Annotated in this window: 20 protein-coding genes, 1 rRNA gene and 1 pseudogene; 5 read left to right on the forward strand and 17 right to left on the reverse strand. The window is 42.5% G+C overall.

Translation table 11 applies throughout. From position 1 onward, the window contains the following. Nucleotides 1–196: ribosomal RNA gene (locus tag C6Y02_RS11675) — 16S ribosomal RNA — on the reverse strand; the annotation flags it as partial. A gap of 315 nt (nucleotides 197–511) precedes the next feature. After that, nucleotides 512–1,390 carry a nucleotidyltransferase-like protein gene (locus C6Y02_RS11680; RefSeq protein ID WP_034664951.1) on the reverse strand — a complete coding sequence of 293 codons (879 nt, stop codon included), beginning with the start codon at nucleotides 1,388–1,390 and terminating at the stop codon, nucleotides 512–514. 189 nt (nucleotides 1,391–1,579) lie between these two features. On the opposite strand from C6Y02_RS11680, the gene C6Y02_RS11685 reads away from it, so the two are divergent. Next, the gene (locus C6Y02_RS11685; RefSeq protein WP_024425201.1) at nucleotides 1,580–1,927 is read left to right on the forward strand and encodes a YgzB family protein; all 348 of its coding nucleotides are present in this window, start codon (nucleotides 1,580–1,582) and stop codon (nucleotides 1,925–1,927) included. A gap of 34 nt (nucleotides 1,928–1,961) precedes the next feature. Here the strand turns inward: C6Y02_RS11685 and perR are convergent, their stop codons facing one another. Both perR and bcp read right to left on the reverse strand, forming a co-directional pair. Then, nucleotides 1,962–2,399, reverse strand: a complete 438-nt coding sequence (perR, locus tag C6Y02_RS11690) for a peroxide-responsive transcriptional repressor PerR (RefSeq protein ID WP_012009347.1) — start codon at nucleotides 2,397–2,399, stop codon at nucleotides 1,962–1,964. A 157-nt stretch (nucleotides 2,400–2,556) separates the two neighbouring features. Further along, a complete protein-coding gene (bcp, locus tag C6Y02_RS11695; protein WP_034664955.1) occupies nucleotides 2,557–3,024 on the reverse strand; it encodes a thioredoxin-dependent thiol peroxidase in 468 nt (155 codons plus the stop codon). Between the two features lie 129 nt (nucleotides 3,025–3,153). On the opposite strand from bcp, the gene C6Y02_RS11700 reads away from it, so the two are divergent. Next, nucleotides 3,154–4,449, forward strand: coding sequence for a glutamate-1-semialdehyde 2,1-aminomutase (locus C6Y02_RS11700; protein WP_066031127.1), 1,296 nt, complete (start codon nucleotides 3,154–3,156; stop codon nucleotides 4,447–4,449). A gap of 246 nt (nucleotides 4,450–4,695) precedes the next feature. After that, the gene (locus C6Y02_RS11705; protein WP_066031775.1) at nucleotides 4,696–5,769 is read left to right on the forward strand and encodes an FUSC family protein; all 1,074 of its coding nucleotides are present in this window, start codon (nucleotides 4,696–4,698) and stop codon (nucleotides 5,767–5,769) included. A gap of 229 nt (nucleotides 5,770–5,998) precedes the next feature. On the opposite strand, the gene C6Y02_RS11710 is transcribed toward C6Y02_RS11705, so the two are convergent. The 10 genes and pseudogenes from C6Y02_RS11710 to fabL form a co-directional block, all read right to left on the reverse strand. Beyond that, nucleotides 5,999–6,895 carry an ABC transporter permease gene (locus C6Y02_RS11710; RefSeq protein WP_106031305.1) on the reverse strand — a complete coding sequence of 299 codons (897 nt, stop codon included), beginning with the start codon at nucleotides 6,893–6,895 and terminating at the stop codon, nucleotides 5,999–6,001. A gap of 17 nt (nucleotides 6,896–6,912) precedes the next feature. Next, on the reverse strand, nucleotides 6,913–7,914 hold the full coding sequence (locus tag C6Y02_RS11715; RefSeq protein WP_106031306.1) for an ABC transporter permease: 1,002 nt from the start codon (nucleotides 7,912–7,914) through the stop codon (nucleotides 6,913–6,915). A 184-nt stretch (nucleotides 7,915–8,098) separates the two neighbouring features. Next, nucleotides 8,099–9,685, reverse strand: coding sequence for an ABC transporter substrate-binding protein (locus C6Y02_RS11720; protein ID WP_106031307.1), 1,587 nt, complete (start codon nucleotides 9,683–9,685; stop codon nucleotides 8,099–8,101). Next, complete coding sequence (locus tag C6Y02_RS11725; protein ID WP_106031308.1) at nucleotides 9,660–10,637, reverse strand: ABC transporter ATP-binding protein; 978 nt, start codon at nucleotides 10,635–10,637, stop codon at nucleotides 9,660–9,662. Before C6Y02_RS11725 ends, C6Y02_RS11720 begins: the two co-directional genes overlap by 26 nt. Then, nucleotides 10,606–11,628: an ABC transporter ATP-binding protein gene (locus C6Y02_RS11730; protein ID WP_106031309.1), complete on the reverse strand. Its 1,023-nt coding sequence runs from the start codon at nucleotides 11,626–11,628 to the stop codon at nucleotides 10,606–10,608. The genes C6Y02_RS11725 and C6Y02_RS11730 overlap by 32 nt, the downstream gene beginning before the upstream one ends. A 112-nt stretch (nucleotides 11,629–11,740) precedes the next feature. After that, entirely contained in the window at nucleotides 11,741–13,483 is a 1,743-nt protein-coding gene (locus C6Y02_RS11735) for an ABC transporter ATP-binding protein (RefSeq protein ID WP_060595817.1), read from the reverse strand. 94 nt (nucleotides 13,484–13,577) lie between these two features. Then, on the reverse strand, nucleotides 13,578–14,108 hold the full coding sequence (ntdP, locus tag C6Y02_RS11740) for a nucleoside tri-diphosphate phosphatase (protein WP_012009337.1): 531 nt from the start codon (nucleotides 14,106–14,108) through the stop codon (nucleotides 13,578–13,580). Nucleotides 14,109–14,255: 147 nt separating this feature from the next. Then, nucleotides 14,256–14,516 (reverse strand): YgaB family protein, encoded by a 261-nt coding sequence (locus C6Y02_RS11745; protein WP_106031310.1) that lies wholly within the window; start codon nucleotides 14,514–14,516, stop codon nucleotides 14,256–14,258. A 174-nt stretch (nucleotides 14,517–14,690) separates the two neighbouring features. Continuing rightward, nucleotides 14,691–14,840: pseudogene (locus tag C6Y02_RS11750) on the reverse strand (gamma-type small acid-soluble spore protein); the annotation flags it as partial. A 75-nt stretch (nucleotides 14,841–14,915) separates the two neighbouring features. Then, entirely contained in the window at nucleotides 14,916–15,668 is a 753-nt protein-coding gene (gene fabL / locus C6Y02_RS11755; protein ID WP_024425211.1) for an enoyl-[acyl-carrier-protein] reductase FabL, read from the reverse strand. Between the two features lie 81 nt (nucleotides 15,669–15,749). On the opposite strand from fabL, the gene C6Y02_RS11760 reads away from it, so the two are divergent. Continuing rightward, nucleotides 15,750–15,974 carry a hypothetical protein gene (locus C6Y02_RS11760; protein ID WP_060595815.1) on the forward strand — a complete coding sequence of 75 codons (225 nt, stop codon included), beginning with the start codon at nucleotides 15,750–15,752 and terminating at the stop codon, nucleotides 15,972–15,974. Here C6Y02_RS11760 and mutY read toward each other — a convergent pair. Next, on the reverse strand, nucleotides 15,961–17,061 hold the full coding sequence (gene mutY, locus C6Y02_RS11765; protein WP_106031311.1) for an A/G-specific adenine glycosylase: 1,101 nt from the start codon (nucleotides 17,059–17,061) through the stop codon (nucleotides 15,961–15,963). The genes C6Y02_RS11760 and mutY overlap by 14 nt on opposite strands. A 191-nt stretch (nucleotides 17,062–17,252) precedes the next feature. On the opposite strand from mutY, the gene C6Y02_RS11770 reads away from it, so the two are divergent. After that, a complete protein-coding gene (locus C6Y02_RS11770) occupies nucleotides 17,253–18,233 on the forward strand; it encodes a metal-dependent hydrolase (protein WP_060595813.1) in 981 nt (326 codons plus the stop codon). A 27-nt stretch (nucleotides 18,234–18,260) separates the two neighbouring features. On the opposite strand, the gene rsoA is transcribed toward C6Y02_RS11770, so the two are convergent. Continuing rightward, entirely contained in the window at nucleotides 18,261–18,482 is a 222-nt protein-coding gene (gene rsoA, locus C6Y02_RS11775) for a sigma-O factor regulator RsoA (RefSeq protein WP_148666398.1), read from the reverse strand. Then, nucleotides 18,430–19,032 carry a sigma-70 family RNA polymerase sigma factor gene (locus C6Y02_RS11780; RefSeq protein WP_106031313.1) on the reverse strand — a complete coding sequence of 201 codons (603 nt, stop codon included), beginning with the start codon at nucleotides 19,030–19,032 and terminating at the stop codon, nucleotides 18,430–18,432. The genes rsoA and C6Y02_RS11780 overlap by 53 nt, the downstream gene beginning before the upstream one ends. Between the last annotated feature and the right edge of the window lie 80 nt (nucleotides 19,033–19,112).

Raw genomic sequence — 19,112 nt, forward strand, 5'->3', positions numbered from 1 at the left:
CCATGCGGTTCAAGGAACTATCCGGTATTAGCTCCGGTTTCCCGGAGTTATCCCAGTCTTACAGGCAGGTTACCCACGTGTTACTCACCCGTCCGCCGCTAACATCCGGGAGCAAGCTCCCTTCTGTCCGCTCGACTTGCATGTATTAGGCACGCCGCCAGCGTTCGTCCTGAGCCAGGATCAAACTCTCCGAGGTATGCAGGATGCATATCACACATGCGTTGCTACACGAAGTAGCGAACTTAGCATGTGATCATTTCCTGCCTCGCCAGTTTGACTGACTACCTATGATGTATCATAGGATTTTTTATAAAAACTCGAATTAACAGGTACGTTTTGTCTTGTTTAGTTTTCAAAGATCATCTTCATTGTCGCTCAGAGGCGACTTTCTCAATATAACATTTCGGCGCTGTGTGCGTCAAGTGTTTTTTACAATTTCTTTTTGTCAGCTTTTCTTTCGAAGCAACTTGGTTGCTCGTTAGCGACGTATAATAATATACCATCATAATATTCATGCGTCAATATCTTTTTTCACAAAATATCCTCGATGATAGATTTTTTGTCCCTTTGTCTCAATCGGCTCCACCTGAACAATTCCTTTTTCCACAAAGAAATCAATCATGACGCTAAGGTCAGGCGTGAAATACTTGAGATCAGGATGCGCGAGAAGCTCGCCAAAAAGCCATATATCTTGCTGTTCCATGACATGACGCAAATGAGCGGCACCAATTTCTGCTTTTGAATGGATCAAAAAATCATTTGCTAAAAATAAAAGTTCCAAACGCTTATGCAGACTTTCGTGGCTTTCAATGAGTTCTGAATAAAGTTTATATACTTCCGGTTCCATATGACGCACCTGATTCCAAACCGTCACTTCTGGGTGGAAGCCTTTATCGATCACTTCAATACGTGCCAAATGATGCAGAGCATGCACAATTGAATTATATGCATCAAGGAATTGATTTGACTCAAAAAATGCTTTTCCTTCTATATATCTGCGAATGAGCTTGCCGTATTCTAAACCGATTTTAAGTTTGCGGTTTGAAAACGGGAATGTACTCAGTTCATCAATCAAGTTGAAAATATATTCATTTCGATCAAATAGGACTTTCCCATTTAAAATCCAATCAATGATTCGGCGGTTAGTGCCGAGGGTAATCCATTCCTTCAGCTGATCATCTGTGACAACATTTAAAGAAGCTGTTTGGTGATCGGATTCATAGTGCTTGATAAATAACGGCTCTTCCGCTTCTTTTACGATGACTAAAAGTGCTGCATCAAAGTTATCCGTCTCAGAAGATACTTTATGTCTTCTTTCTACTATAATCACAGCTAATGTGTCTGGATGGCTTGCTCTCTCTTGATAAATAGGACGGAGAAGATTTTCCATAGTGATTCCTCCAATACTCGGGTGTAAAGTTCTTCTCTAATGCTATGTATTTCTCCTCATAGAATCAAAATTCCTTCAATACAAGAAAAAAGATCATTGAATCATTATAAGCAATTTATTCACAAAACTCTATAACTAATTCAAACGGAAAGGTAAAATGTGCTATATTGGAGACAAGGGGGACTAGGGATGGCGAAATACTCCAGTAAAATTAATAAAATCAGAACATTTGCACTTAGTTTGGTTTTTGTTGGCTTTCTGATCATGTATATCGGTGTGTTCTTCAAGGAATCGATCTGGCTGTCGACTTTCTTTATGCTGCTCGGCGTCTTATCGATCGGATTAAGTACAGCCGTTTACTTTTGGATTGGTATGCTTTCTACGAAGGCAGTACGTGTCGTTTGTCCAGGCTGTGAGAAAGAAACAAAAGTGCTTGGGCGGGTGGATATGTGCATGCATTGCAGAGAGCCGCTTACACTCGATCCAGCATTAGAAGGCAAAGAGTTTGATGAATCCTACAATCGAAAAAAGTCATAAAAAAAGCTGACCATTTAACCGGTCAGCTTTTTCATTAATGATTTTCTTTTTTCGCACATTCTTGACAAGTTCCATAGATCTCCAAGCGATGATGACTGACCTTAAAGCCCGTCACATGGGATGCAAGCTGTTCAACTTCATCAAGGCCAGGATAATGAAAGTCCACTATTTTTCCGCAGTTTTCACAAATCGCATGGTAATGGTCAGATGTCGCAAAATCAAATCGGCTTGAGGAATCACCGTACGTTAATTCCTTTACTAATCCAGATTCCCGGAAGACTCGTAAATTGTTGTAAACCGTTGCGACACTCATGTTTGGAAATTTTCCTTCAAGTGCTTTATATATATCGTCCGCGGTTGGGTGAGTCATAGAATTTACGAGAAACTCCAAGATGGCATGGCGCTGCGGAGTAATTCGAACACCGGTTTCTTTTAAAGCATCTAAAGCGTCTTTTAGTTCGTGAGCAGCCATTTCATCATGCACCTCTCTTCAAAAATATTCTTATATTATAATCTTTATAAATAGTGTACCCCCAGAGCCGAATCTTTGTCAATTACAATCCTCTTTTTTACCTATTCTTCTTCACAAAAAAGACCGGCATGTCTGCCGATCTCATCCTGTGATGATATTAAGCGTGAGCTTTCAGTTCCTCAAGCGCTTCTTCTACGTGGTCTTTCACCTTGACTTTTCGCCATTCTTTCACAAGCGTTCCTTCTTTATTAATAAGAAACGTTGAACGTTCAATGCCCATGTATTCTTTGCCAAAGTTCTTTTTCAGCTTCCATACCCCAAAGGCTTCAGATAATTTCTGTTCATCGTCTACAAGAAGCAGGAACGGTAAATCATGTTTTTCTTTAAACTTTTGGTGCTTGTCCTGACTGTCTGGGCTTACGCCGATAATGACAGCATCTAATTCTGCAAAGCTTTGATGGCGGTCGCGGAAATCACATGCTTCTGTTGTACAGCCTGGTGTCATATCTTTTGGATAGAAATAAAGGACAATATGTTTTCCTTTAAAGTCAGAAAGCTTTACTTTCTCCCCATTGTCACCGGTTAATTCGATTTCAGGTACTTGCTGGCCTATTTCGATTGTCATGACACAATCCCTCCAACCTATTTTTTAATTAGCCTATCCAATTTTGAGAGGATATTCAACTAAGGACGCTTGCATCGGCATGTTAAAATAATGATAGACGACGTGATACGTTGAGATAGGAGGCTATTTATGAAATTCACAGAATCAGAAAAATTACATCAAGAGGCGCTGGAGCATATTGTTGGAGGTGTCAACAGTCCGTCTCGTTCATATAAGGCAGTAGGCGGCGGTTCACCCGTGGCTATGGAAAGAGGAGAAGGCGCTTATTTTTGGGATGTTGATGGAAACCGCTATATCGATTATCTAGCAGCATACGGTCCAATTATTACAGGACATGCTCACCCGCATATTACAAAAGCTATTACAAAAGCGGCTGAAACAGGTGTCCTTTACGGAACGCCAACGAAGCATGAAGTCACTTTTGCTAAAATGCTGAAGGAAGCCATGCCTGCTTTGGACAAAGTTCGTTTTGTCAATTCAGGAACAGAAGCGGTGATGACAACGATTCGTGTCGCGCGCGCATATACAGGCAGAACAAAGATCATTAAGTTTGCCGGATGCTATCATGGCCACTCTGATCTTGTGCTTGTGGCAGCTGGCTCTGGTCCTTCCACTTTAGGAACCCCTGATTCAGCAGGCGTACCAAAGAGCATCGCCAATGAAGTCATTACCGTTCCATTTAATGATATTGACAGCTACAAAGAAGCATTGGATCGATGGGGTGATGAAGTCGCAGCTGTCCTTGTCGAGCCAATTGTCGGGAACTTCGGCATCGTGGAGCCTAAGGACGGCTTCTTGCAGCAGGTCAATGACCTCACTCATGAAAAGGGCGCACTTGTGATCTATGATGAAGTGATTACAGCTTTCCGCTTTATGTACGGAGGAGCACAGGACTTGCTTCAAGTAAAACCTGACCTCACTGCATTAGGAAAAATCATTGGCGGCGGACTTCCGATCGGTGCTTACGGCGGTAAAAAAGAAATTATGGAGCAAGTCGCTCCTCTTGGACCAGCCTATCAAGCTGGCACGATGGCAGGAAATCCTGCATCCATTCTTTCTGGTATTGCATGCTTGGAAGTGTTAAAACAAGATGGTGTTTACGAGCGCCTTGATCAGCTTGGCGCTATGCTAGAAAAAGGCATTTTAGCCCATGCAAAAAAACATCAAGTAGATATTACGGTGAACCGCTTAAAAGGGGCTCTCACGATTTATTTCACAACAGAAATCATTGTAAACTATGAACAGGCGGAAAATACGGATGGCGAAATGTTCGCCCGCTTCTTCAAATTAATGCTTTCTCAAGGGATTAACCTCGCTCCTTCTAAATATGAAGCTTGGTTCTTAACGATCGCACATACTGAAAAAGATATTTCTGAGACGCTGCAAGCAGTAGATCATGCGTTTGAACAGTTAAAACAATCATAATAGGGTCAAAAACAGGCGAAAAAAAATGCGCCTGTTTTTTTATTTATCAGCTCTTGTTTGTCAAAAGCGTGCGAATCTGTTACATTTCTTCTCAATACCTTCTTTTGATGTTTTCATGAACTTTCAAAAATCACTTGAATATTTCGGAAGACCGCTGTATATTACTTAGTTGTTCATCAAAATATTGATGATAAATGACGAGTGATCATCTATTATCAAAAAGAAAGGAATGCAGGGACAAAACCAATGAAACTTGGAGCCCGTATTTTAAAAACTGGTATTGCCATTGTACTCGCGCTTTACCTGGCAACATGGCTTGGGTTGCCAACGCCCGTCTTCGCGGGAATTGCAGCTGTATTTGCTATCCAGCCATCTATTTATCGATCTTTTTTAACGATTGTTGATCAAGTGCAAGCCAATATTATTGGAGCAGCACTTGCCATTACGTTCGGCCTGCTTTTTGGCACTGGGCCAGTCATTATCGGTTTAACCGCCGTCATGGTCATCGCCATTAATTTAAAGCTGAAGATTGAACACACGATTCCAATTGCACTTGTAACCGTCATTGCGATTTTAGAAAGTGCTGGGGATCATTTCCTTTCCTTTGCCTTAATTCGAACAGCTACTGTGGTGTTAGGAGTTCTTTCTTCATTTTTAGTGAATTTAATCTTCCTGCCGCCAAAGTATGAAACAAAGCTTGTTCATCACATTATGGAAAATACGGAGGAGATTTTAAAATGGATCCGTCTGAGCTCCAGACAGTCTACTGATCATTCCACTTTAAAGGATGACATCGATCAAATAAAAGAACGCATGATCAAATTAGATCACATTTACTTGTTATACAAAGAGGAACGAAGCTATTTAAAGAAAACAACCTATGTAAAATCAAGAAAGCTCGTTTTGTTTAGACAGGCCATTATGGCATCGAATCGCGCTCTTTACTTGCTGAAAAAGCTTCATAAATTAGAAAATGAAATTCATTTGATGCCAGAGCATTTCAGGGAAAGCTTAACAGATGAAATTGATTACTTACTGTATTGGCATGAGCGTACCTTGATGAAATTCGTCGGTAAAATGAAACCGCAGGACGATGAATTTCAAAATGAATGCTCTCTTCGTCTTGAAACGTTAACGAAATCATTTATCCAGCATCAGCAAAACCAAGAAAACGACTTGCTCGATTACAATATGCTGAATGTCATGTCCAGCATCATCGAATACCGTGATGAACTAGAGCATTTAGATACATTGATTACAAGCTTCCAGACGTATCACCCAAAAGACAGTGAAATTGAGACAGATGAAAAAGAAGCATAAAATGAGAAAAGACCGATTCCTAGAATCGGTCTTAGATTGTTGACAAAGGGCTAAAATGATCTTGATTTTAGCCCTTTGTCTTCTTTTCAGCGTGATAGAAAACCTTTGCAGTCTAGGAAGGACGAGTACCGGAGTGGAGCGAATTGAACATTCGTGAGCACCGGCACGCAGGACTGACACCGAATGCGAGGGTTTGTCTGCGCGCTGAGACCGATTCCTAGAATCGGTCTTATTTTATTTTCTTCATTTTAGGATCCAGTGTGTCTCTTAATCCATCTCCCATCAAGTTAAAGCCCAAAACTGTCAGCATGATCGCTACACCTGGGAAAATTAATGTCCAGGGGGCTTGCACGAGATAAGGTCTCGCATCGGCGAGCATTTTCCCCCACTCTGGGCTTGGTGCCTGTGCACCCAATCCTAAGAAGCCTAAAGCGGCTGCCTCGATAATCGCCGTTCCGATCGCAAGCGTCGCCTGTACGATGACCGGCACCATACTATTTGGCAGTATGTGACGCAGCACGATGCGGCGGTGTGACATCCCAACCGCCTTTGCTGCCAGCACGTATTCTTCTTGTTTAATACTCAGCACTTTTGAACGAACGAGCCGTCCAAAGGTTGGGACATTAATGATCGCAATGGCAATAAGGGCATTTTGTAAGGAGGGGCCTAAAATGGAGACGATCGCAATCGCTAGTAGAATACTAGGAAAAGCGAGTAAAATATCAAACAATCTCGAGATCACAGCATCTAGCACTCTTCTGCCATAGCCTGCTATCAATCCAAGCAGTGTGCCTAAAATGACAGACCCGAGAACCGAGAAGAAACCAACCCATAAGGAAATCCGCGCGCCATGCACAACTCTTGAAAATATATCTCTGCCGAAATCATCTGTACCAAACCAGTGCGCAGCTGATGGCGCACTAAATCGCTCACCGAGAGATTGTTCATTGATTCCAAAAGGAGCAATGAGCGGTGCGAATATTGCTAAGATAAGAAATAAAAAGACAATCACACTGCCAATGACCGCCAGCTTGTGCTGAAAGAACAGTTTCATCGATTCAAGAACCAATGATTGAGAGCGTTCTTCTTTTGGTTGAGGTGGTTCAAGCTCTTTTTGCGCTTCCATGTTATCACTCTCCCTCCCTAATATTTAATCCTTGGATCAATGACCGCATACAAGATGTCCACAATGAAATTGATCAGGACAAATATGAGCGCAACGATGAGAATGCCAGTTTGAATGACTGGGTAATCCCGATAGCTGATGGCATCATATATATATCGCCCAATGCCCGGCCATGCAAAAATGGTCTCTGTTAAAATGGCTCCGCCTAGCAAGAGGCCTGTTTGAAGACCAATAATCGTTAAGATCGGAATAAGCGCATTTTTCAGGCCATGCTGATAAATGATGAAAAATGAACGTACCCCTTTTGCTTTTGCGGTTCGAATAAAGTCTGAATGAAGTACTTCTAGCATACTTGCCCTTGTAATCCTTGCAATAATCGCAGCAGGAATTGTCGCAAGAGCTGTACTTGGTAATATCAAATGCTTGATGCTGTCAGTGAATTGATCAAACCGGCCTTGCAAAAGCGTGTCCAGCGTATGAATATACGTGATCGACTCCACTGGATTCCTTACGTTTTCTCGGCCCGTCGTCGGCAAAATACCTAATTCGATCGAGAACAGCCACTGCCCCATTAAGCCTAACCAGAAAATCGGCATAGACACTCCAATGAGTGCAATAAACATTGCGACATAATCAAAGATGGAATGCTTAAACCAAGCACTAATGATTCCGGCATTCACTCCCACAACAATCGCCAGCACCATGGCAAAAAAGGTCAATTCTAACGTTGCAAATAAGTAAGGCTTCATTTCCTGGGCAATAGCCGCTCCTGTTCGTATCGAAGTCCCTAAGTCCCCTTTTAAAAGCCCCAGCATGTAATGTCCGTATTGAACATACCAAGGCTGGTTTAAACCGAGCTGGATGGTTAATTGTTCTACTGCCTCTTTCGTTGCCCGCTGTCCTAAGATGACCTGTGCTGGATTCCCTGGAATAAACCGAATAATTGAAAACACGACCAATGTCATTCCAATCAGTACTGGGATGAGCATTCCTGCCCGCTTCATACAATAAGCAAACAAACAGCTTTCACCGCCTTTTTCTTTGTCTTCTTTTCAGCGTGATAGAAAACCTTTGCAGTCTAGGAAGGACGAGTACTGGCGCGAAGCGAATTTGACATTCGTGAGCACCGGAACGCAGGACTGACACCGAATGCGAGGGTTTGTCTACACGCTGTAAGGGAGAGACAAGATCTCCCTTATTTGCTTATTCGAAATACACGTCAGTTAAAGCTTCTGAACCAGTTGGATGCGGTTGATAGCTTTTTAAATCACTAGATGCTGCAAGCATTGGGATCGAATGCACCAATGGAATCCAAGGTGCTTCATCATGAATGATTTCTTGCGCTTTTTTATACAGGTCATTTCGTTTCTTTTGATCTGTATTTGTTTGCGCTTCAATGAGGATGTCGTGCATTTTATCGTTTTCGAAGAATGTATAGTTGTTGCCGCCAATGCTGTCTTTGTCCAGCAGTGTGTAGATGAAATTATCAGGATCACCATTGTCCCCTGTCCAGCCTAATAAGAACACATCTGCTTCCCCTTTACTTGCCTTATCTAAATAGGTCGCCCAGTCATATGTCACAATTTCTGCTTTGACGCCGACCTTTTCAAAGTTTGATTGAATGACTTCTGCTACCTTCATCCCATCTGGCATATATGGACGCGGTACAGGCATCGCCCAAAGCTTGATGCGAAAGCCGTCAGGAAAACCCGCTTCTTTCAAAAGTTCCTTCGCTTTTTCTGGATCATACGGATATGGATCAATGTCGTCATTGTAGCCTTCTAAAGCTGGGGGAAGAGGATTTTTTGCTGGCTCGGCAAGTCCGCCATAAAATGACTCAATGATGGATTCTTTATCGACCGCGTAATTGAGTGCCTGACGAACGAGCTTGTTATCAAGCGGCTTTCTTGTGACGGTCAGTCCGATATAGCCTACGTTCATTGATGGTCTTTCAATAAGCTGGAGTGCTTTATCAGTTTTAATGCCATCTAAATCTGACGGATTCACGCCATCCATCAAATCGATCTCACCTGTTTTCAGGGCATTTAAACGAGCCGAGTTTTCTGGAATAGAGCGGAAGATGATTTGATTCAGTTTTGGTTTATCCTTCTGCCAGTAATCTTCGTTCTTTTCTAACACAATACGGTCGTTTTGCTTCCACTCTTTAAACTTGAATGGTCCTGTTCCCACTGGATTCTCACGAAAAGAATCACCGCTTTTTTCAACAGCCGCAGGACTTGCGATGCCAAACGGTGACATAGCAATGTTTTTAAGGAATGTCGCCTGCGGGCGCTTTAGCTGAAATTCAACTTCATGCTCTCCTTTGACGATGATGTCTTTAATCACATGTCCTTTATCTTTTTTATAGCCGCCAAACATGCCATAGTAAGGAAATTTTTCTGCATCACCATTCATCCAGCGGTCAAAGTTGAATTTCACTGCTTCTGCGTTAAAGTCTGTGCCATCGTGAAATTTCACACCTTCTCTCAAGTAGAACGTGTACGATTTTCCGTCCTTTGCAACATCCCAGTCTGTTGCGAGACCAGGATGGATGGTCGTGTCTTTCTCACCATAATTCAGTAGCTTTTCAAACATATTCTCTGTGACCTTGAAGGTTTCGCCTTCTGTCGTTGTGATCGGATCTAGTGAAGTGGAGTCTCCTCCTCTGCCAAATACGAGGGTGTCTTTTGTTGCTTTTTCTTCTGATGACGGTGCGGACGAGCATCCCCCCAAAAACAGTGCAAGTGCCAGCACAAAAATGAAACTACTGAACAACCATGTCTTCTTCATTGTGTTCCTCCTTTTGATATAAGTAACACGCCGCTGCGTGCCCCGGTTCCTCCTCATACAAAGCAGGGACTGCTTTTAGGCATTTCTCCCAGCTTTTTGGACACCTTTTGTAGAAAGGACAGCCGCCTTCTATCGTCATTGTGGACTCTTCTGCTGACACATCTTGCGTCTCCAGCACGTGGTCCATATGTGGAATGGATTTCAGAAGCAGCGACGTATAAGGATGAAGCGGGCTGTGAAACACGTCTTCGGCAGGCCCCATCTCAACAATGCGGCCAGCATACATGACGGCGATTCGGTCGCTCATATACCTGACAACGCCAAGATCGTGAGAAATAAACAGATACGTCAGAGAAAGCGTCTTTTGCAATTCAAGCATCAAATTCAAAATTTGGGCTTGAACGGATACATCTAAAGCCGAAACGGGTTCATCCGCAATGACAAGACTTGGATGGGTAATGAGTGCTCTAGCGATACCAATGCGCTGCCTTTGTCCGCCGCTGAATTGGTGCGCATAACGCTCCCCGTAGGAAGGGTCAAATCCGACAATATGCAGCATCTCTTTGACCCGCTTCCATCTTTCTTCTTTCGTCCCATGCCAGTGAACAATGAGCGGTTCCTCTAAAATATCTTTGATTTTCATTCGTGGATTTAATGAAGCGTATGGATCTTGGAAAATCATTTGAATATCTTTTCTTAAAGAACGCATATCTCGTTCTTTCAGAAGGGTGACCTCTTGCCCTTTCAGTTGAATAGAGCCTGACGTCGGTTCAGTCAATCTCATTAAGCTTTTGCCAAGTGTTGATTTCCCGCAGCCCGATTCACCAACAATGCCAAGCGTTTCCCCCTCCTTCACGTGAAAGGACACTTGATTTAAAGCCAAAGTCGAATGTTTATGTTTAGAAAAAAAAGCGGCTGTGTCATACCGTTTTGTCAGCTGATTCACTTGCAAGAGTGGGCGACTCAGTGTCTTCTCCTCCTTCCATTAGAAAACATGCGACGCGGTGATCCTGTTCAATGGATTGCAAAACTGGATCTTCTTCAAGACATTGCGCCATTTGATAAGGACAGCGCGCGGCAAATTGACAGCCGGATCGAATGGTTCCCGGCTTAGGTACATGACCTGTAATAGAGATGAGCTTTTCTTTTTTCTCTTTAAACGATGGAACTGAGGCGAAAAGACCTTTTGTGTAGGGATGCAGAGGTTTTTGAAAAATACGGTCAACGGTTCCTTCTTCTACAATTCGACCGGCATACATAATCATGACTCGCTGGCATATTTGCCGCACGACGCCTAGATCATGGGTTATAAATAAAATAGCGGTGTCCATCTCTTCGTTTAGCTTTTTGAGCAGGCGAAGGATTTGCGCTTGGATGGTCACATCAAGTGCAGTTGTCGGTTCATCTGCGATCATGAGCTTTGGGTGACAAAGCATCGCCATCGCAATCATGACACGCTGGCGCATGCCGCCTGATAATTCATGCGGGTATTTTTTAAGCAACGATTCGGCTTGCTTCAATCCAACTGTCTGAAGCAGATCAACCGCCTTTGCTTTTGCTTCTTTTTGACCGATTGCTTGATGTGTGAAAAGGGCTTCCGTCATTTGTTTGCCGATGGTCATTAATGGGTTCAGAGAGGTCATTGGCTCTTGAAAAATCATCGAAATGTCATTCCCTCTTATCTCTCGCCACTGTTTTTCTGAAAGCGACAGCAGGTTTTGCCCTTCGAATTGAACCTCACCCGTTGTGTCTGTTTGCTGGTTCAGGCCCATTAATGACATAGATGTGATACTTTTCCCGCAGCCAGATTCGCCAACAATCCCTAAGGTTTCCCCTTTTTGAATCGAGAACGATATGTGATGGACGATGGGTACTTTTTGCTTTTTTTGCTGAAACGCAATGGACAGCTGTTTGACATCTAGCAGCACGTCTTGTTCTTTCACATATTCACCACCCCGTCATACTTTTTAAAATTGTATTGAGACAAGCTGGGAAATATGTCATGTTTTTGACAAGCATAAAAAAGCCTATCCGCTAGAATCGGATAGGCTTCTACTAATTTAATGTTTGAATGGTAAATAGATGGCGATAGTGGCTGTCTCTGTTCATTAATTCTTCGTGTGTTCCTTTTTCCACAATCTCGCCTTGTTCCATGACGACAATGAGGTCAGCATGAGTAATCGTCGATAAGCGGTGCGCGACAATAAAGGTTGTACGGTCCTTCGCTAGCTTTTGCATCGCTTCTTGAATGTAATGTTCACTTTCTAAATCAAGTGCAGACGTCGCTTCATCTAAAATCAAAAGCGGTGGATTTTTAAGAAAGACCCTTGCAATTGAAATACGCTGTTTTTGACCGCCTGACAGCTTCACGCCCCGTTCTCCTACCTTCGTGTCATATCCTTCAGGAAGAGACATAATAAAATCATGGGCATTTGCCGCTTTTGCAGCCGAAACGATTTTTTCAAAAGATGCTTCTGGGTCTCCCACCGCAATATTTTCTTTAATCGTGTCACTGAATAAGAATGTATCCTGCAGCACCATTCCGACTTGATTTCGAAGGCTTCTTGCTTTGTACTCTTTGATATCGATGCCGTCAATTTCAAGTGACCCGTTTGTGACATCATAAAACCTTGGAATTAAGCTGACGAGTGTCGACTTCCCTCCACCGCTCATTCCTACAAGCGCAACCGTTTGTCCTTTTTCTACTTTCAAGGAGATATTGTGCAGAATCTCTTCCTGTGTGTGTTCATAACGAAACGACACATTTTTAAATTCGACCTCACCTTTTAAATGATCAGCTTCTTTTGCATTCGGCCGATCTGTTACCTCATATGGCTCATCAATAAATTCAAAAATACGATCCATTGACGCCACTGACTGGGTTAAAGTCGTGGATGAGTTAATGAGACGGCGAATCGGGTTGTACATCCGGTCAATATAGCCGACAAAGGCAATCATGGTCCCGATCGAAAGTGATCCATTAATTACGGTGTAGCCAGCAAATGCAATGATTAATAGCGGTGCAATGTCAGTGATGGTATTGACGACGGCAAATGTTTTGGCGTTCCAATTCGTATGGTTGATCGCTTTGTTTAAGAAATTTTTGTTTTCATCATGAAAATGTTCTTGTTCATATTCTTCAATGGCAAAGCTCCGAATGACTGGCATACCTTGTACCCGCTCATGCAGATGCCCTTGCACTTCAGCCAGCGCCTGCGACCGCTCTTTTGTCAGCTTGCGAAGCCTGCCGTAAAAATACTTCACTGCAAACGCATATAGCGGAAAAATAATGACAGACACGATGGTGAGCTTGATGTCCAGTGTACACATAATGGCGATCACGATCAGCACGGTCATCAAATCAAGCCAAATGTTCATAAGACCTGTGATGACAAACTCCTTTGTCTGCTCCACATCGTTGATGACTCTTGAAATGATTTCTCCTGTTCTCGTGTTGGCATAATAACGAAGGCTGAGCTTTTGAATATGCGAAAACAGCTTTTCCCGAATATCAAATAATACCTTACTGCCTGTCCACTGCGCATAGTATTGTCTATAGTATTCAACAGGCGGCCTCATCACTAAAAATAAGACGAGCATGATTCCCATAATGATCAATAGAGATGATGTCTTTTCTTCAGCCGACCCCGAGCCTTGAATGACATCATCAATGACATACTTTAAAAGCAGAGGCAATGTTAAGGGAATCGAGAACTTGATCATCCCGATGACCATTGTCAATGCAATCTGTTTTTTATACGGTGTAACAAAAGCCATGTAGCGTTTAATGACCCCCATGTAAATCTCCTTCCCAATCTATCAGTGCCTCTTATCCGTACGCAGTCAAAAACCTGTTAGCCTAAAAAGCCAAACAGGTTTTTGCTGCTCTTGCTTATTTTGTATAATGTAAAAAACGTTCATACCACATATCCACAAATTCAGGAGCAAACGGACCTTTCCGCTGGTGAATCCAATGCAATAATGTATTCAGATGCTCTCTTAAGATACTATCGATTTCCTTTGGATAATTCATCTGCCTCTTATGATCTGCATATTCATCCTCATCCAAAATATTGTACGTCATGTCTGGAAAGACTTTGACATCTAAATCGTAATCAATATACTTAATTGCTTCTTCATCTGTCGCAAAAGGAGAGCTGATGTTGCAGTAATAATATACCCCATCATCTCTAAGCATCCCAATCACATTAAACCATTGTTTTGCATGGAAATAGCAAATAGCCGGTTCTCTCGTCATCCAAGTACGGCCGTCGGATTCAGTCACCATTGTACGGTCGTTTGCACCAATGATACACAATTCCGTTGCTTTCAGAATGGTGGTTTCATTCCAAATCCTGTGGATCAAGCCATTGTGTTTATAGCTTTGAATTTGGATGGTTTCTCCTTCCTTGGGATAGCCCATATTTTCTCCCCTACTTTCTATAACAAACAAACCTAACAGTCCAAAGACCTAATTTCCCAACTAAACATGTCTCTATTATATTATACCGTTACATCATTAAAAAATGAAATGAAAAAGCCATTCAACCCAATTGAACGGCACACTGTCTTACATCACGGTTGAACTCTTTTCCATCTGCTTGTATGAATTGATGACCTCTTCTGTCTGTTTTGTAAATAAGGTTTGGACTTTTTGCAGTTCCTCCCGTTTCTGTTTGATTTGATCACAAAGCCTATGCCACTCTTCTTTTTTTTCATCCTGCAGCAATTGTTTTTCTGTTTCTAAGCATAGATCGAGTTCCCCCTGTACATCGAGCAGCTGATCCATGAGCTGCATTTGTTCTTTGACAAGCTGATCGAAATCAGACATCTAACTCCTCCCTTTTATTCGAATCCATTTTTTGTCTGTATACCATTTCTTGAAAGAACGAGGAAATCCTTTGACTGTTTATGTAGAGGTTTTACAGGTTTTGTCGGATGGTGGTGAGAGGCAAAAAGAAAAGCACTTCATTCGTATATGAAGTGCTTTCCTCTGTTTCAGTGATTAGCTGTTTTGTTGTTTGTTTTGCTCAGCTTTTTGGTTGTATTTTTTTACTTGCTGTACGTCAGTCTCGCTAGCAAATTCAGTACCAAATTGACCGCCTTGTGCAGAAGCTTGGTTTTGTTTCTTCACTTGTTGTGCGTTTGTTTTGTTTTGTTGTTGATCCATCATTATCACCTCCACGCACATTAATTTGTGCAGAAGGTGTACATCCTATTCATGATTTTTTTAAACTAGCAAAGAACGTCCGCCATCCACAATAATGGTCTGTCCTCTAATCATGTCTGCCTTGCCTGATACAAGGAACTCCACGCTGTCGACCATGTCTTTAATTTCTACCATTCGGCCAGCAGGTGTATTTTTCTTCGCATCTTCTAAAAGTTCTTCCCGGTTCGGGAAATGTTTTAGTGCATCTGTATCGATCGCGCCGCCTGATACGGCGTTCACGACAATATTTTTTTGTGACAGCTCAACGGATAGGTAACGCGTTAAAGCTTCTAGTGCCGCTTTTGATACGCCGACCACTGTGTAATTTTCAAGGTAGCGGATGGAGCCTAGTGAGCTAATGCTGACGATATGTCCGCCGCCATTTTTCTCCATTAATTTCGCCGCTTCTTGTCCGCAGAATAACAAAGCCTTCGCATTGATATTCATCGTCCAGTCCCAATGATTTTCTTCAAGGTCCATGATTGGACGCTGAACACCTGATGCCGCATTGTTCACAAATACATCTAAACGGCCAAAGGTTTCATCGATTTGCTGAAACATGTCTTTGATTTTCTCAGGCTGGCCTACATTGGCTTTCACGACCAATGTTTTCACGCCCATCGCTTCAATTTCTTCCGCTGTTTCAAGTGCGGCTTTTTTGCTTCTCGCATAGTTAATGACAATGTCATATCCTTTTTCAGCCAGGCGAAGGGCTACTTCTTTCCCTACTCCTCTGCTGCTGCCTGTAATTAATGCACATTTACGTTGACTCATTATGGTTCATCTCCTGATTTGAATAGTTTTCGTTCATTCGCTTCACACTAATAGGAAAATTCCTATTAGGAGGTTACATTCATGTATGTCGGACGCGATTTAAGCCAGCTTGGCATGATGTCCAAGGATCAATGGAAAGATACTGAGCTTGCTTTCTTTCATCATGCTTTCCAACAAATTTTACCTTATTTGAACGAAGAAGGGCAATCTAAGTATCGAGAAATCATTTCTGAAATTGAAGACCGCGGGGGTCTGCACAGAAATGAAGCCGATTATACTCATGGTACAACGGTTAAATACGACTAGGCTCTTCAAGTGCCATCTTCCAGATTTTTTGGTGTGAGACTGGCAAAGCATATGCCTCAAATTCCTCTGTTGTGACTTTTTTCAGCATCGTGTCATCAGATACAGAGGTAACTCGTCCAAAGAAAACAGAAATATTCCAGATGAGGTGGGTAAATACGTGCTGAATGGTGCCTTCTAAATCACCAAGCTCCGCTTGTACACCCGCCTCCTCTTTTAAGAAATCAACCAGCTGCTCTTTTTCCGTTTTTCTTCCCTTCATGGTTTCCATGTTAGGGAATTCCCATAAATTCGCAAGAAGACCTGTACTTTGCCTCTTATGAATATATAGGTTGCCTGCATCATCAAATAACACCGCTGCTGCCATTGATTTTGCAGTCGGCTTTTTCTTTTTGCTTTTCACTGGGAGCTCATGCTGAACGCCCTCCTCGAGTGCCGAGCAATGCATGTTCACAGGGCAAATGAGGCATGCAGGGGATGTTGGGGTGCAAATGAGCGCACCTAGCTCCATCAGCCCTTGATTGAATTCTGACGGCTTTTCCCGGGAAATGAGCTGATCGACCGCAAACTCGAAAATATTTCTCGTTTTTGGTTTTGCTATATCATCCCATACAGACAAAATACGGGAAATGACCCTCATGACGTTGCCGTCTACCGCAGGGTACGGCTTGTTATAGGCGATACTCAGCACTGCACCGCTCGTATACGGACCTACACCTTTAAGCTTTGAAAACTGCTCTTTCGAATCAGGGACAACGCCCCCGTAGGATTCATATACTTCTTTCACAGCTGCCTGTAAATTACGCACTCTTGAGTAGTAGCCAAGACCTTCCCATGCTTTCATGACCTTTTCTTCATCAGCTAAAGCAAGATCTTTCACCGTAGGGAATTGCTCCATAAACCGGTTGAAGTACGGAATGACCGTATCCACCCTCGTTTGCTGGAGCATTACTTCTGATACCCATACGCGGTATGGATCTTGATTTTCACGCCACGGTAGTGTTCGTTGTTCTTTTTCATACCAATCAATTAAATCATGCTGAAATCCCGCAATATCTTTGCGGTCCAGCTTTTCTTGAATGTCTTTCATATCTATACTCCTTCTCATTGAACCGAGGGCTAACGTTCTGAAAAGAACCTTATTTGTTGTATACTGTTTGTAGATACGTTAACATGTTACATTAAATCAAGACAAAGCAAAAGTGCTTTTGCACATAGTCTTGAAAGAAGGCGTATACTTTGTATGATTGTTCCTAAGCATGACAACTAGGAGGTAATCAATTGGATACTGGTACTCATGTAGTAATGGGCATTTCTCTTGGGGGACTTGCACTTTTAGATCCAGCCGTCAGCGCAGATCCACACATGGCACACGCCGTGATGATCGCGACCATCGCCGGCTCCCAAGCACCAGACATTGATACTGTGCTAAAACTAAAAAATAATGCGGTTTATATAAGAAATCACCGAGGATTTACACATTCCATTCCTGCTGTACTGTTTTGGTCATTGCTGATTCCGGCTGTGATTTTCCCATTTGTGCCGGGGGCAGATTTACTTCACCTTTGGTTATGGACACTATTAGCCGTTGTGCTCCATGTGTTTGTGGATATATTCAATGCATACGGCACGCAGGCCATTCGTCCATTTTCAAAGAAATGGGTAGCGCTTGGGATCATTAACACGTTTGATCCTTTCATCTTTTTTACACACCTTGTCGCCATTGTCGTTTGGGCCATTGGCGGACATCCCGGCTATACGTTCATTACGCTGTACGCCGTGATTTTCTGTTACTATATCGTCAGGGTGATCATGCAGCTTCAGATTAAACATCAGCTGCGTGCACAATTCGATGAAATTGAAGAGATTATTATTTCGCCTACAATGAAGTTCAGACAATGGCGCATTGCCGTGAAATGTAAATCTTCTTTCCATGTTGGGCGCAGCATGAATGGGGAAATCGTCATTTTAGACACCTTTAACCGTGTGCCGGTCCCTGATACAGAGATTATGAAAATTGCCAAACAAGACGAAAACATCTCAGCCTTTCTCTCCTTCTCCCCTGTCTACCGGTGGGAAGTGGATAAATACAAGGATCATTACGAGGTACGGTTCATTGATTTGCGCTACCGCAGCAAAGGTCACTACCCTTTTGTCGCGATCTGCCATATCGACATGGACCACCAAATCAAAAATTCCTATACCGGCTGGATTTTCAGTGAAGAAAAACTGCAAAAAAAATTAAGACTCGGCTCTGTGTGAGCGAGTCTTTTTTTGTGTTTAACTATCTTACAACTTCGTCATATATACCACAATAAACTCCCAAAAGCCAGGTCCCTCTTGGTAAATCAGCCGGTCTACTTTTTCGATGAGTTTGATATAGAGTTCTTGTTCGAGGTCTTCTCTTTCTTGATATGCCGTGTTTTGTAGTTTCTTTTTGATCATGGGTGTGAAAGTTTCAATGAGTTCTTCCATTTCTCCATTGGTCATTTTTTCTTCGTTCACGGACATCTCCCCCTGTTTCTTCTTTTAGTTTGTTGAGCGCTTTTTTGTGGATGTTTGAGATGTTTTGTCTTGATTCACCCAGCCGATCGGCTATTTCTTTCATTGTTTGACCTTCAACATAAATATGGGTTAAGACCATTTTTTGTTTGTCTGTGAGCTGCTGGTAGGCCTTGTACAATGTTTGGTCTTGCAGGTGCTCCCCCAAGTCTTGCTGGTTGAAGAGCACAGCTTCATACGTATCTGTTTGAACAGGGTCTTTCACTTCTTGATGATCAGGATGGTCGAGTATGAGCGGAAAACGCTGCTGCTTTTTTTTGACTCGTTTATCAAAGTCGACTGAAAAGATGCGGATCATTGTGGAAATATACTTGATGATGCGGATTTTTTGATAAAATTGCTTGAACTCAGAATCTAGTTTTTTCGCATTTTCTTCGTTTGGCTCTTCCATGACTTGCCGGAGCAGCTGCTGGTTTTTAGGGTTGCTTAAAAATTGCTGAATGAGCGGGTGATCAACGATTTCATTCCATTTTTCTTTCAATAACAGCCGATAATCCATGTGCATCCTCCCCTTTGTTCTCTCTACTTGCATTAAGTGGACAAAAGTTAAAAAAAGTAAACTTTGTGAGACGGGTCTAA

This window comes from Bacillus sp. NMCC4 (assembly GCF_002998555.1).
GTDB lineage: Bacteria > Bacillota > Bacilli > Bacillales > Bacillaceae > Bacillus.

Bases quoted from the DNA above. Each gene is read 5' to 3' on its own strand.
- C6Y02_RS11720 (WP_106031307.1), bottom strand. From the start codon at position 9,685: ATGAAGAAGACATGGTTGTTCAGTAGTTTCATTTTTGTGCTGGCACTT.
- C6Y02_RS11700 (WP_066031127.1), top strand. From the start codon at position 3,154: ATGAAATTCACAGAATCAGAAAAATTACATCAAGAGGCGCTGGAGCAT.
- mutY (WP_106031311.1), bottom strand. From the start codon at position 17,061: ATGAAAGACATTCAAGAAAAGCTGGACCGCAAAGATATTGCGGGATTT.
- C6Y02_RS11780 (WP_106031313.1), bottom strand. From the start codon at position 19,032: ATGGATTATCGGCTGTTATTGAAAGAAAAATGGAATGAAATCGTTGAT.
- C6Y02_RS11745 (WP_106031310.1), bottom strand. From the start codon at position 14,516: ATGTCTGATTTCGATCAGCTTGTCAAAGAACAAATGCAGCTCATGGAT.
- C6Y02_RS11760 (WP_060595815.1), top strand. From the start codon at position 15,750: ATGTATGTCGGACGCGATTTAAGCCAGCTTGGCATGATGTCCAAGGAT.
- C6Y02_RS11735 (WP_060595817.1), bottom strand. From the start codon at position 13,483: ATGGGGGTCATTAAACGCTACATGGCTTTTGTTACACCGTATAAAAAA.
- rsoA (WP_148666398.1), bottom strand. From the start codon at position 18,482: ATGTCCGTGAACGAAGAAAAAATGACCAATGGAGAAATGGAAGAACTC.
- perR (WP_012009347.1), bottom strand. From the start codon at position 2,399: ATGGCTGCTCACGAACTAAAAGACGCTTTAGATGCTTTAAAAGAAACC.
- ntdP (WP_012009337.1), bottom strand. From the start codon at position 14,108: ATGGGCTATCCCAAGGAAGGAGAAACCATCCAAATTCAAAGCTATAAA.
- fabL (WP_024425211.1), bottom strand. From the start codon at position 15,668: ATGAGTCAACGTAAATGTGCATTAATTACAGGCAGCAGCAGAGGAGTA.
- C6Y02_RS11685 (WP_024425201.1), top strand. From the start codon at position 1,580: ATGGCGAAATACTCCAGTAAAATTAATAAAATCAGAACATTTGCACTT.
- C6Y02_RS11680 (WP_034664951.1), bottom strand. From the start codon at position 1,390: ATGGAAAATCTTCTCCGTCCTATTTATCAAGAGAGAGCAAGCCATCCA.
- bcp (WP_034664955.1), bottom strand. From the start codon at position 3,024: ATGACAATCGAAATAGGCCAGCAAGTACCTGAAATCGAATTAACCGGT.
- C6Y02_RS11705 (WP_066031775.1), top strand. From the start codon at position 4,696: ATGAAACTTGGAGCCCGTATTTTAAAAACTGGTATTGCCATTGTACTC.
- C6Y02_RS11710 (WP_106031305.1), bottom strand. From the start codon at position 6,895: ATGGAAGCGCAAAAAGAGCTTGAACCACCTCAACCAAAAGAAGAACGC.